This window comes from Stutzerimonas tarimensis (assembly GCF_042648805.1).
GTDB lineage: Bacteria > Pseudomonadota > Gammaproteobacteria > Pseudomonadales > Pseudomonadaceae > Azomonas > Azomonas tarimensis.
Map to the genome: position 1 here is coordinate 170795 of NZ_JBHRXZ010000003.1, position 11875 is coordinate 182669.

Genomic DNA, 11875 nt, shown 5'->3' on the forward strand with positions numbered 1-11875 from the left:
ACAGCGCTTGCACATCCTCTGGAGTCATTACAACGAGCGTCAAAGAAGCGCCTCGGAGGTTTCCTTGGACAAGATGCTATACGTGGCCATGACGGGTGCGACCCAGAACGCCCTGGCCCAGCGTGCCCACGCCAACAACCTGGCCAACCTTTCCACCAGTGGTTTCCAACGGGACTTCGCCCAGGCTCGCTCGATGCAGGTATTCGGCGACACCCACCCGGCACGGGTGTATGCCATGACCGAGCGGCCCGGAACGGATTTCTCCCCCGGTTCACTGATGGAGACCGGGCGGGATCTGGACGTCGCGGTTGAAGGGGAGGGCTGGATCGCTGTGCAGGCGCCCGACGGTGGCGAAGCCTATGTGCGCACCGGAGGCCTGCAGATCGATGCGCTGGGCATGCTGCGCACCGGGGACGGCCTGCCTGTGCTTGGCAACGGCGGCCCCATCGCCGTACCGCCCGAGCAGAAGATCGACATCGGCGTGGACGGCACCGTGAGCATCCGCGCGGCGGGTGAAGGCCCCAATCTGATCATTGCGGTAGACCGCCTGAAGCTTGTCCGGCCGGATCCGGCGCAACTGGAAAAGGGCACCGACGGCATGATCCGCCTCAAGGGCGGCGGCGAGGCCGAGCCCGAGGCCGGGGTGCGCCTGGCGTCAGGATTTCTGGAAGGCAGCAACGTCAACGCGGTGGAAGAAATGACCGCAATGCTCGCGCTTTCGCGGCAGTTCGAGCTGCATATCAAGATGATGCGTACCGCTGAAGACGATGCCGCGGCCATGGCCCGGGTATTGCAAATAGGCTGATACACAAGCGAAGCGCCATGATCCCGGCGCTCGAGGAGATTACAGATGTTGCCAGCGCTCTGGGTAAGCAAGACCGGCCTGTCCGCCCAGGACATGAACCTCACCACCATTTCCAACAACCTGGCGAACGTTTCGACCACCGGGTTCAAGAAAGACCGTGCCGAGTTTCAGGACCTGCTCTATCAGATCCGCCGCCAACCCGGCGCCCAATCGACCCAGGACAGCGCGCTGCCTTCGGGTCTTCAGCTTGGTACTGGGGTACGGATCGCCGGAACCCAGAAGCTGTTCACCGAGGGCAGTCTGCAGACCACCGAGCAGCCGCTGGACATGGCCATCAACGGCCGTGGCTTCTTCCAGATCCTGCTGCCGGACGGCAACATCGGCTATACCCGCGACGGCAGCTTTCACCTGAGCGCCGACGGCCAGATCGTCACGTCCAACGGTTACGCGCTCGAGCCTGCGGTCGTGGTGCCTCCGGAAACCCAGACCTTTACCGTGGGCGAGGATGGCACCGTGTCCATCACCACCGTCGGTGAGCCGGCGCCCCAGATAATTGGCAACCTGCAGACCGCCGATTTCATCAATCCGGCCGGTCTGCAGGCTATCGGCGGCAACCTGTTCATGGAAACCGCCTCCAGTGGCGCCCCGCAGATCGGTCAGCCGGGCCTCAATGGCCTGGGTTCGGTGCTGCAGAACACCCTGGAAAATTCCAACGTCAGCGTGGTCGAGGAACTGGTGAACATGATCACCACCCAGCGCGCCTACGAGATGAACTCCAAGGTCATCTCCACGGCCGACCAGATGCTGTCCTTTGTCTCCCAGCAGCTCTGACGGGCCGAGGTAAGCTGTCATGAACCGGTTGTCGATGGCCTTAACGCTGGCGTCCGTGTTGTCCCTGGCGGGCTGCATGGCCCCCGCGCCCAAGCCGAGCGATCCCTACTACGCGCCGGTGCTGCCGCGCACGCCGCTGCCGGTCACCCAGACCAACGGCGCCATTTACCAGGCTGGGTTCGAGACCAACCTCTACGACGACCGGCGCGCCCGGCGGGTTGGGGATCTCATTACCATCACCCTGAACGAGCGCACCCAGGCCAGCAAGGCCAACAATTCGGCGATCAAGAAGGACAGCAACACCAATCTCGGCCTGACTTCGCTGCTGGGCGGCGCCGTCAGCATGGGCAACCCGCTGACTGGCAATCCGCTGAGCCTGGACGCCGAATTCGGCGGTTCGCGCAGCGCCACCGGTTCCGGCCAGGCGGGCCAGAGCAACAGCCTGTCCGGCTCGATCACCGTCACCGTCTCGGACGTGTTGCCCAATGGGGTGCTGGCCGTGCGCGGCGAAAAATGGATGACGCTCAATACCGGCGACGAGCTGGTGCGCATCGCCGGGCTGATTCGCCCGGACGACATCAATCCCGACAACACGGTGTCGTCCACGCGCGTGGCCGATGCGCGGATCACCTACTCGGGTACCGGGGCCTTTGCCGACGCCAGTCAGCCGGGCTGGCTGAGCCGGTTCTTCATCAGCCCCATGTGGCCCTTCTAAGGACAGTACGATGATCAAGTACCTGCTGGGCGCGCTGGCGCTGCTGATGATGACCGGGACGGCCCAGGCCGAGCGTCTCAAGGACCTGGCCAGCATCCAGGGTGTGCGTACCAACCAGTTGATCGGCTACGGACTGGTGGTGGGGCTCAACGGGACCGGTGACCAGACCACCCAGACGCCCTTCACCGTGCAGACGTTCAAGAACATGCTGTCGCAGTTCGGCATCCAGATGCCGGCGAACATGGGCACCATGCAGCTCAAGAACGTGGCGGCGGTGTCGGTGCACGCCGAACTGCCGGCCTTCGCCCGGCCGGGGCAGACCATCGACATCACCATCTCGTCGATCGGTAACGCCAGGAGCCTGCGCGGCGGCAGCCTGTTGCTGACGCCGCTCAAGGGTATCGACGGCAATGTCTACGCCATTGCCCAGGGCAACCTGGTAGTGGGCGGCTTCGACGCTGGCGGTGCCGACGGCTCGCGGATCACCGTCAATGTGCCTTCGGCAGGCCGCATTCCCTCCGGTGCGACGGTGGAGCGCTCGGTGCCGAGTGGTTTCGATCAGGGCAACAACCTGGTCCTGCAGCTCAACCGCGCCGATTTCACCACGGCCAAGAACATCGTCGACCAGATCAACGACCTGCTTGGCCCGGGCGTGGCCCGCGCACTCGATGGCGGTTCGATCAGCGTCACCGCGCCGCTCGACCCGAACCAGCGCGTCGACTATCTGGCGATCCTGGAAAACCTCGAGGTGGAGGTGGGCAAGGCGGCGGCCAAGGTCATCATCAACTCACGCACGGGCACCATCGTGATCGGCCAGAACGTGCGGGTGCAGCCGGCCGCGGTCACCCATGGCAGCCTCACCGTGACCATCACCGAAGAGCCCTTCGTCAGCCAGCCCGAGGCGCTGTCCGGCGGGCAGACGGTCGCGGTGCCGAATTCACGGGTACAGGCCGACCAGCAGGCCCGACCGATGTTCAAGTTCGCCCCCGGCACCACCCTTGACGAGATCGTCCGGGCGGTCAATCAGGTCGGTGCTGCGCCGGGTGACCTGATGGCGATTCTCGAAGCCCTGAAACAGGCCGGCGCGCTGCAAGCCGACCTGATCGTGATCTGAGGTGTGACATGCAGAGCCGATCCGGAGCGATTTTCGACAGTGGTAGCTACACCGATCTGAACCGCCTGCACCAGTTCAAGGTGGGCGATCGCGACAGCGAAGCCAACGTGCGCAAGGTTGCGCAGGAATTCGAATCGGTGTTTCTCAACCAGATGCTCAAGTCGATGCGCTCGGCCAGCGATGCCCTGGCCGACGAGGACAGCCCGTTCAACAGCCAGGCCGCGATGCAGTACCGCGACATGTATGACCAGCAACTTGCCATCAGTATGTCCCGTGAGGGTGGCGGTATCGGCCTGGCCGATGTACTGACCCGCCAGTTGAGCAAGCAGCAGGGACCGGCGGCAACGGCCAATCCTTTCGCTCAGGTGCAGGCGCTCGGTGAGGCGGCCAAGCCTGCCTCCGCAACCGCAACCGCAACCGCGCCGGCGACAGCGGCAGCGCCTGCCGTCGCAGAGGGGCGTGATGATTCGCGGTTGCTCAACATGCGCCGCCTGGCCCTGCCGCCACGCCCGATGGATCGCCAGCTGGCCGGCACCGATGGCCTCCAGCAGGCCCCCGCCGGTGATGACAAGCGTCTGGTGAACACCGACTGGAAGCCGGCGCAAACCTTCGCGGTCGCCGCGGACAAGCCCCTTACGGTCAATGGTGAGGGTGCCGGCAAGGCGCCCAGTCGTTTCGAGTCGGCCGAACAGTTCATCGCCACCATGCTGCCGATGGCCGAGAAAGCCGCCCAGCGGCTTGGCGTCGAGGCTCGTTACCTGGTTGCCCAGGCGGCGCTGGAAACCGGTTGGGGCAAGCACATGATTCGCCAGAAGGACGGGGCCAACAGCCACAACCTGTTCGGCATCAAGGCCACCGCCTGGAAGGGGCCTTCGGCTCAGGTCACCACCACCGAGTACGTCGGCGGCAAGCCGGTCAAGGAAGTGGCTGGCTTTCGCGCCTATGAATCCTTCGAGCACAGCTTCAATGACTACGTGAACCTGCTGGAGAGCAGCGGGCGCTACCGTACCGCCCTGCAGGTCGCCAGCCACTCGGGTGACTCCGAAGGTTTCGTCCGCGAGTTGCAGAAGGCCGGCTATGCCACCGACCCCAACTACGCGAAGAAGATCAGCCAGATCGCGCGCAAGATGCAGACCTATCAGATGGTGGCCGATGCCGGTTCAGGCTCATCGGTTCAGGGCAGAGGCTAAGTCATGGCAGACCTTCTCAACATCGGCCTGTCGGGCCTCAATGCCAGCAAGACCCAGCTGAGCATCACCGGTCACAACATCACCAACGTCAACACGCCTGGCTACACCCGTCAGGATGCGATGCAGGCGACCCGCACGCCGCAGTTCACCGGGGCGGGCTACATCGGCTCGGGCACCACACTGGTGGACGTGCGCCGGTCCTACAGCGAATACCTGACCCAGCAACTGCGCAGCAGCACCGCGCTGAACAGCGACGCCAGCAGCTACCAGGCCCAGATCAGCCAGCTCGACTCGCTGCTGGCGAGCACCAGCACCGGCATCAACCCTGCGCTGCAAAGCTTCTTTTCCGCCATGCAGACCGCCGCCGAAGACCCGGCCAACATTCCCGCACGGCAGTTGGTGCTGGCCGAGGCAGACGGGCTGGCACGGCGCTTCAACGGTCTCTTCGACAGCCTGCAGCAGCAGAACACTGCGCTGAACAAGCAGATGGTGATGATCACCGACCAGGTCAACCGCCTGGCCAGCAGCATCGGTGGCTACAACGATGCGATCGCCGCCACCTCGATCGGCGGCACCACGCCCAACGACCTGCTCGATGCCCGCGACGAAGCGATCCGCCAGCTCTCCGAGCTGGTCGGCGTGACCGTGGTGGCGCAGGACGACAACAGCTTCAACCTGTTCGTCGGCAGTGGGCAGCCGCTGGTGGTGGGTGCCAAGGTCAACCGCCTTGAAGTGGTCAACGGCACGGCCGATCCAACCCGGTCGGAGATCCAGTTCGTCAGTGGCTCGTCCCGGCAGAACATCACCACCATGATCACCGGTGGGGAGATGGGCGGCATCCTGCGTTATCGGCAGGAGGCACTGGACCCCTCGTTCAATGCCCTCGGGCAGCTGTCACTGAGCCTGGCCGAGCAGATCAACAGCCAGCTGGGGCAGGGCCTCGACCTGGCGGGCCAGGCAGGAACCGCCCTGTTCGGTGATATCAACACCGACCAGGCCATGCGCCTGCGGGTGCAGCCGTTCTCCGGCAACGCCAGCACCGCCCAGCCGAGGCTGGAGATCACCAGCGCGGCCCAGCTCACCACCAGCGACTACCTGCTGGAGTACGCCAGCGACGGCACGCCGAGACTGACCCGGCTGAGCGACAACACGGCCATGGTGCTCGATCCTGAAGGCCGCGTTGCCGATGCAGCCGGCGTCGATCAAGGGTTCCAGCTCCAGTTCCCGGCCCCTGCACCAGCGGCCAACGACAAGTTCCTGCTGCAGCCGACCCGCCGCGGGGCGGCTGACATCACTACGACGCTCAAGCATCCCGAGCAACTGGCATTCGCCGCGCCCGCCCGCGCCAGTGCCAGCGTGCAGAACGCCGGTACGGGGGTTATCGGGCAGCCTGAGCTCGTTGCAGGCGCAGCCGTCACCAGCGCCACGCTGGCGCTGGGGGATGACGGCATGCTGACCTCGGTGGCCGGTACGCTGCGGCGGGTCGACCCGTCCAACGGATACGCCGACGCTGATCCAGCCGAGTTCCAGATGGGCCAGCTCAATACCTACGAGCTGGCGCTGGAAGACGGCGCCACGCTGCGCTTCACCCTGAGTGGCCGACCGGCGGTAGACGACCAGTTCACCCTGGGCCCCAACCAGAACGGCGTGTCCGACAACCGCAACGCGCTGAAGCTGGTGGATCTGCAATCGGCGCAGACCCTCGGGCTGGGCAGCGGTACCGGCATGAGCTTTGCCGACGGCTATGGCCAACTGGTCGAGCGGGTCGGTACCCAGACCGCCCAGGCGCGCATCGACACCGAAGCCACCGGCGCGATCCTCAAGCAGGCCACTGATGCGCGCGACTCGCTGTCGGCGGTCAATCTCGACGAGGAAGCGGCCAACCTGATCAAGTTCGAGCAGTACTACAACGCCTCGGCCCAGATCATTCAAGTTGCCCGCTCCCTGTTCGATACCCTGATCAGCACCTTTAGGTAACAGGTAAGCCCATGCGCATCTCGACCCTGCAAGCGTTCAACAATGGCGTGCTCGGCATCCAGCGCAACTACGCCAACGTCAGCCGGACCCAGGAACAGATCGCCAGCGGCAATCGCATCCTGACCCCGGCCGATGACCCGGTGGCCTCGGTGCGCTTGTTGCAACTGGAGCAGCAGCAGGGACTGCTGGCCCAGTACAGCGGCAACCTCAGCGCCGCGAAGAACAGCTTGACCCTCGAGGAAACGACCCTCGATGCGGTCAACACCAACTTGCAGCGCATCCGCGAGCTGACCCTGCAGGCCGGCAGCGGTGCGCTGAGCAGTGCCGACCGGAAGGCCATTGCGTCCGAACTGAAAGAGCGTGAGGACGAGCTCTTCTCGCTGATGAACAGCAAGAACGCCCGCGGCGAATACCTGTTCTCCGGTTTCCAGGGCAAGACCCAGCCCTACGTGCGGGAGGCCGACGGGACCTACAGATATCAGGGGGACGAGGGGCAGCGCACCTTGCAGGTGGCCAGTTCGCTGAGCATGCCGATCAGTGACAACGGCATGAAGCTGTTCGAGAACATCACCAACGCCGGGCGCTTCGAGACGGCAGAGGTCACTCGCGGGGTCGATATCAGCCCCGGTGAGGCCACCGCCAGCGTGGTTTCCGACGCCGCGGCCCAGGCGTTTCCCTCCGCCGGAATCACCCTGCGCTTTCGCGAGACGGATGATGGCAGTCGCATCTTCGATGTATTCGGGCTGGCCAACGGCGAGCGGTTGTCCGGTGCAGGCGGAATCGATCTGGACAGCCTGGAGGACGCCACGTTCGATTTTCGGGGCGTCTCGATCACCTTCGATGACACCCAGGGCGCCGGTGACGAGCTGACGGTTCGCCTGTCCAGCCTCAAGGCGTCACCGGGGCTGGTAACCGATGAGGTGGCCTTCCACGGATCGGATCCGTTCCCAGCCGCCGGCATCGTGCTGCGCTTTGGCGAACAGGGGCGGTATGACGTCTACGCCGCGGATGCCGCCGACGGCGATCCGCCTTTGCAGAGCGGCCTGCAACTGGACAGCGATCCGCTGACCACCGATACCCTGGTGTTCCGCGGGGTCACCGTGCAGCTGGATGGCCTCTCGTCCGCGGGCGACGAGGTACTGATCAGGCCGGACAACGACAACCGGAAACAAGGCATTCTCAACACCGTGGCCACCCTGCGCAAGGCACTGGAGGATCCGGAATCGAGCAATGCCGACCTGCGCGACAACATTGCCCTGGCGCTGACCAACCTCGATCACGGCATGGTCAACGTGGACCTAGCCCGTGGCGAGATCGGCGCGCGCTTGAACGTGATCGATACCACCCACGCCACCAATGAGGACATGACGCTCTACAACACCTCGGTCCAGGCCGAGTTGCGTGAGCTCGACTATGCAGAAGCGCTTTCGCGGCTGAGTTTCGAAAGCGTCATCATGGAAGCGGCGCAGCAGAGCTATGTGAAGATCAGCGGACTGACCCTGTTCAACCACATGCGTTGACAGGGGAAGGGTCATATGACCCTGTTCTCATTATGGTCATTGCGTATTTGCCGCGTTCTCGGTGGGCGGCTAAGTTTTGCTGGCGGTCACGGAGACCGCTTCTCTTCGCCCAAGGAACTCGCCATGCGAAAGTCGCTTATCACTGCTGTTGCCTTCTCCCTGCTCAGTGCCTTCACCGCGCCCGTGTTCGCCGAAACCCAGGCCGCACCGGCTGCGGTGGTTGCCGCAGGGCCGTCGATCAACCTCAACACCGCTGATGCCGCCACGCTCAGCCAGGCCCTCACCGGTATTGGCGCAGCCAAGGCAGAAGCCATCGTTGCGCACCGCGACGCCAATGGTCCCTTCACTTCGGTGGATGACCTGCTCGAGGTGAAAGGTATCGGTAGCTCCACTCTGGAGAAGAACCGCGCACGCTTGACCGTCGATTGACGTCAGCACCCGGGTCAGGCGCTGCCTGACCCGATCCCGCACCACCGAGCCAAGCCGTCTATCCTCTCAGCGAACCCTTTCGCCCCTCGCTCGTCCAAAAAACAGTGCAAAAAGAATTGACAGCCGGTGAGGTTATGCACATCCGGACTATGTCAGTAGTGCAGATGACCGTCCTGTTGCACCCTTTCGTTGCACTGCGCTAAATCATTGTTTTTTCAACATAAATTTATTGCGCAAAAAAACGTCGATCTGACGCTGAGCCGCATTGGACGGGCTTTTGCCGGACTCATACAGATATTGTGCACAGTGTTATCCACAGCATCGGTGGATAAACGCGGCCATCCCACAACTGGCGCGGCTTTCAAGAGGTTTGCCATGAAAATCCCCTGGAATTTCCTGCGATACATCCCATTGGCCAAAGGCGTGCTGGCCAAAGGTCGTCTCCCCGCGTTGCTGTTTGCCGTTGCTCGTAAACGGTCGTCGGCCAAGGGGGGACTGCTGGGCAGCCTGCGCGACGACCTCAAGCTGCTGCAGGCGCTGTGCGTCGCCTACTGGCGAGGTGAGTACCGCGCGATCGACAAACAGGCGCTGATCGCCGTGGTGGCCGGCCTGCTCTATTTCGTATCGCCGCTCGATGCGATTCCTGACTGGATTCCCGTGGTCGGCTTCCTCGACGACCTGGCGGTGCTCGCCTGGGTGATGCGCAAGTGGTCGACGGAGCTGGATGCGTTCCGTGCCTGGCAGGCCACCCAGTCTGCGGAGGTGCGGGCCGATCTGGAGCGGGTTCCGGCACCTGATGAGCCGAAAGCCTAGGTGCTGGCGCAACAGAATGCGGTCAGCAAGGCAGGCTGATAAGATTTCCAGCGTCCGACATTCTGGCTAGGAATTGAAAATGAACGTTCAGGTCATCATGCGCGACGGCGAGGCTGAATACGCCGTGCTGCCTTGGGTCGAGTACCAGGCGCTGCTGCAGGAGGCGGGACGGACGGCGGGGGCGCAGCCGCCGCAGGCGGCCGAAACCTTGCCTCGCTTTGCGCATTTGGCTGAATTGCGCCAGCGACGCGGTCTGTCGGTCGAGGAGCTGGCCCGGGCCGTAGGCATCAGCCCCGCCTATCTGCAATTGATCGAAGAGGGCCAGCGCGACCCGGGTGATGCCATTCGTTACGGGCTGGCACGCGCGCTTGGCATCAACGGCTGGGAGGAAAGTGCATGACGCAGCAGACGTTGCCGCTGCGCATCTCCCGGCAGCTCTGGCACGGGTTGCTGGTAGAGCTGGAGCAGGCCCGCCGACAGCGCCATCCGGTGACGTACCGGGCCGTGATCGAGCGGTTGGAACTGCCGACACCGGCCATGCGCATCCTGACCGCAGCCCTTGAGCATCTTGCCTTTCTCGACGCCCAGGCCGGCCGCCCGCTGCGTAGCGCGCTGGTGATCAGTCAGGGTGGCGGACGTCTGCCACGAGACGGCTTTTTCGCCTGCGCTGCGCGCCTGGGACGCTATCAGGGCGCGGATAACCCGCTGGCTGCGGCCTCGTGGCACGCCGGTGAAATCACCCGTGTCTACGAGTACGATTATCCCGAGGAGCCTTGATGCCCGGCGACCTGCATAGCACTTTGGCTTATCGGATCGCGCGGCGCTTGCTGGCCAGGCGCTGGGCGGACCTTCTCGCCACGGCGTTCAGTCTCTATGCAGCGTGGAACAAGGCGTCGAGCGTTGCAGAAGCCGTGCGCTCAGCTCACGGGTCGGCGGGGGCGCGGCCGCTTGCATTCAGGGGTCGTCGTTCGGTTAGGCATGCAGAAAGAATTGTCTGCTCGAACCTCCCGCTGCCGTTATATACGAGTACGCATGGAGTGACTATGGATTCTCCGAGCGATGCCGATCACTGGCGCATCGACCATTTGTCCATCGACTATGAAAACGCCACCGCCGGCTTGGGCCGCCGCCAGGATGCGCTCGGCCCACTCCAGTTGCTCGGGTGTGGGCATCAGGGCTTCATGCACCACGGCGACTTGGCTTGGGTGAATACAGAGTAGGCCGCCAAAGCCCATCTCGGCTGCGTTCGCTGCCGCCCTGGCTAGGCCCTGCGGGTTTTGGATATCGGGGAAAACGCTATCCAACGGCGAAGCCAGGCCGGCAACGCGGGAATGGAGCAAAATGGCATAGCGGGCCTGGTCGAGCATCCGCTCGGCGGCAGCGGTGCCGGCGGCGAGGCCAAGATCTAAACCTAGGTCTAGCGCACCGAAGGAGAGCCGCTCCACTTGGCCGCACCGGGCGATGGAAGATAACTGCAGCAGGCCGGCGGCGCTTTCGATGATCGGCCATACCGGTTTGCCCGTGGCTGCGGCGCGGTCCACCTGAGCGGCATGTTCCGCCTTTGGCAGCAAGATGCCGGCCACACCGGAGTGGCGCCGACAAACCAAGAGGTCGTCAGCATGTCCTGGATGGTTGGCCGCGTTGACCCGTACCAGGATACGAGCGTCCGGGTTGCCATCGAGAAAGGTTTCTAGGTTCCGGCGGGCCTCGTCCTTGAGGCTTTCCTGCACTGCATCCTCCAAATCGACGATCACAGCATCGGCGCCGCTAGCCAGCGCCTTGGGGATTCGCTCCGGCCGACTCGCCGGGACGAAAAGGGCAGAGCGGATAATGTGTTCCGTCATGAATGAGTTCTCATTTCAATTAGTTTGTGTTGGTTCAGCGGTCAAATCACGGCCCGCTCGCGAAGTGCATCTATGTCGGCCGGGTCGTAGCCCAATTCAGCCAGAAGCGCCTCGTTGTGCTGACCCAAAGAAGGAACCGGGTCCATGCGCGGCTCGAATGCCGGGTTGTGGCCGGGCGGCAGTAGTGCCGGCAGACTGCCGGCCGGGCTGCCCACTTGGGTCCAGCGTTGCCGCGCCGCAAGTTGTGGGTGGGACCAGACTGCAGCCATGTCATTGACCTGAGCATTGGCGATGGCGGCGGACTCTAGGCGAACGGTGATCTGATGAGCTGTGAGACTGGCAAAGGTCTCGATGATGAGCCGGCGCAGAGCGTCGCGGTTAGCTGAGCGTTTAAGGTTGGCGGAAAAGCGCTCATCGTCAGCGAGCGTCGGGTCGAGAAGCACTTTCTCGCAGAAGAGCCGCCATTCGCGCTCGTTTTGCAGGCCGAACATTATGGTGCCGCCATCCCCGGTGGGGAAGGAGCCGTAGGGATAGATGGTAGCGTGGGAGGAGCCCGCACGCGGCGGCGGCGGGGCGCCGTCGTAGGCGTAGTAGAGCGGGTAGCCCATCCACTCCACCAGGCTTTCCAGCATGGAGA

13 protein-coding genes are annotated in these 11875 nt (G+C 63.9%); 11 read left to right on the top strand and 2 right to left on the bottom strand.

Annotated elements, in window-relative coordinates; all coding sequences use genetic code 11:
* The first annotated feature begins 64 nt into the window (after window positions 1–64).
* The 11 genes from ACFOMF_RS02800 to ACFOMF_RS02850 all read left to right on the top strand — a co-directional run bounded on the left by ACFOMF_RS02800 (window position 65) and on the right by ACFOMF_RS02850 (window position 10171).
* Window positions 65–805 (top strand): flagellar basal body rod protein FlgF, encoded by a 741-nt coding sequence (locus ACFOMF_RS02800; protein WP_386360982.1) that lies wholly within the window; start codon window positions 65–67, stop codon window positions 803–805.
* Window positions 806–850: 45 nt separating this feature from the next.
* A complete protein-coding gene (gene flgG, locus ACFOMF_RS02805; protein ID WP_386360984.1) occupies window positions 851–1636 on the top strand; it encodes a flagellar basal-body rod protein FlgG in 786 nt (261 codons plus the stop codon).
* Window positions 1637–1655: 19 nt separating this feature from the next.
* Window positions 1656–2351: a flagellar basal body L-ring protein FlgH gene (gene flgH / locus ACFOMF_RS02810; RefSeq protein ID WP_386360986.1), complete on the top strand. Its 696-nt coding sequence runs from the start codon at window positions 1656–1658 to the stop codon at window positions 2349–2351.
* 10 nt (window positions 2352–2361) lie between these two features.
* A complete protein-coding gene (locus ACFOMF_RS02815; protein WP_386360988.1) occupies window positions 2362–3465 on the top strand; it encodes a flagellar basal body P-ring protein FlgI in 1104 nt (367 codons plus the stop codon).
* Between the two features lie 8 nt (window positions 3466–3473).
* A complete protein-coding gene (gene flgJ / locus ACFOMF_RS02820) occupies window positions 3474–4655 on the top strand; it encodes a flagellar assembly peptidoglycan hydrolase FlgJ (RefSeq protein WP_386360990.1) in 1182 nt (393 codons plus the stop codon).
* Window positions 4656–4658: 3 nt separating this feature from the next.
* On the top strand, window positions 4659–6632 hold the full coding sequence (gene flgK, locus ACFOMF_RS02825) for a flagellar hook-associated protein FlgK (RefSeq protein WP_386360992.1): 1974 nt from the start codon (window positions 4659–4661) through the stop codon (window positions 6630–6632).
* 11 nt (window positions 6633–6643) lie between these two features.
* A complete protein-coding gene (flgL, locus tag ACFOMF_RS02830) occupies window positions 6644–8152 on the top strand; it encodes a flagellar hook-associated protein FlgL (RefSeq protein WP_386360995.1) in 1509 nt (502 codons plus the stop codon).
* A 123-nt stretch (window positions 8153–8275) separates the two neighbouring features.
* On the top strand, window positions 8276–8581 hold the full coding sequence (locus ACFOMF_RS02835; RefSeq protein WP_386360997.1) for a ComEA family DNA-binding protein: 306 nt from the start codon (window positions 8276–8278) through the stop codon (window positions 8579–8581).
* A gap of 375 nt (window positions 8582–8956) precedes the next feature.
* The gene (locus tag ACFOMF_RS02840) at window positions 8957–9394 is read left to right on the top strand and encodes a YkvA family protein (protein ID WP_386360999.1); all 438 of its coding nucleotides are present in this window, start codon (window positions 8957–8959) and stop codon (window positions 9392–9394) included.
* Window positions 9395–9473: 79 nt separating this feature from the next.
* A complete protein-coding gene (locus ACFOMF_RS02845; protein WP_386361001.1) occupies window positions 9474–9794 on the top strand; it encodes a helix-turn-helix domain-containing protein in 321 nt (106 codons plus the stop codon).
* Window positions 9791–10171: a hypothetical protein gene (locus tag ACFOMF_RS02850; RefSeq protein ID WP_386361003.1), complete on the top strand. Its 381-nt coding sequence runs from the start codon at window positions 9791–9793 to the stop codon at window positions 10169–10171. The genes ACFOMF_RS02845 and ACFOMF_RS02850 overlap by 4 nt, the downstream gene beginning before the upstream one ends.
* Before the next feature lie 239 nt (window positions 10172–10410).
* Here the strand turns inward: ACFOMF_RS02850 and ACFOMF_RS02855 are convergent, their stop codons facing one another.
* Both ACFOMF_RS02855 and ACFOMF_RS02860 read right to left on the bottom strand, forming a co-directional pair.
* Complete coding sequence (locus ACFOMF_RS02855) at window positions 10411–11238, bottom strand: HpcH/HpaI aldolase/citrate lyase family protein (protein ID WP_386361004.1); 828 nt, start codon at window positions 11236–11238, stop codon at window positions 10411–10413.
* A 41-nt stretch (window positions 11239–11279) separates the two neighbouring features.
* On the bottom strand, window positions 11280–11875 hold a 596-nt coding region (locus ACFOMF_RS02860), incomplete at its 5' end, for a CoA transferase (protein ID WP_386361006.1).

Coding starts and splice junctions, on each gene's coding strand:
- flgG (WP_386360984.1), top strand. CDS start 851: ATGTTGCCAGCGCTCTGGGTAAGCAAGACCGGCCTGTCCGCCCAGGAC.
- flgH (WP_386360986.1), top strand. CDS start 1,656: ATGAACCGGTTGTCGATGGCCTTAACGCTGGCGTCCGTGTTGTCCCTG.
- ACFOMF_RS02815 (WP_386360988.1), top strand. CDS start 2,362: ATGATCAAGTACCTGCTGGGCGCGCTGGCGCTGCTGATGATGACCGGG.
- flgJ (WP_386360990.1), top strand. CDS start 3,474: ATGCAGAGCCGATCCGGAGCGATTTTCGACAGTGGTAGCTACACCGAT.
- flgK (WP_386360992.1), top strand. CDS start 4,659: ATGGCAGACCTTCTCAACATCGGCCTGTCGGGCCTCAATGCCAGCAAG.
- flgL (WP_386360995.1), top strand. CDS start 6,644: ATGCGCATCTCGACCCTGCAAGCGTTCAACAATGGCGTGCTCGGCATC.
- ACFOMF_RS02835 (WP_386360997.1), top strand. CDS start 8,276: ATGCGAAAGTCGCTTATCACTGCTGTTGCCTTCTCCCTGCTCAGTGCC.
- ACFOMF_RS02840 (WP_386360999.1), top strand. CDS start 8,957: ATGAAAATCCCCTGGAATTTCCTGCGATACATCCCATTGGCCAAAGGC.
- ACFOMF_RS02845 (WP_386361001.1), top strand. CDS start 9,474: ATGAACGTTCAGGTCATCATGCGCGACGGCGAGGCTGAATACGCCGTG.
- ACFOMF_RS02850 (WP_386361003.1), top strand. CDS start 9,791: ATGACGCAGCAGACGTTGCCGCTGCGCATCTCCCGGCAGCTCTGGCAC.
- ACFOMF_RS02855 (WP_386361004.1), bottom strand. CDS start 11,238: ATGACGGAACACATTATCCGCTCTGCCCTTTTCGTCCCGGCGAGTCGG.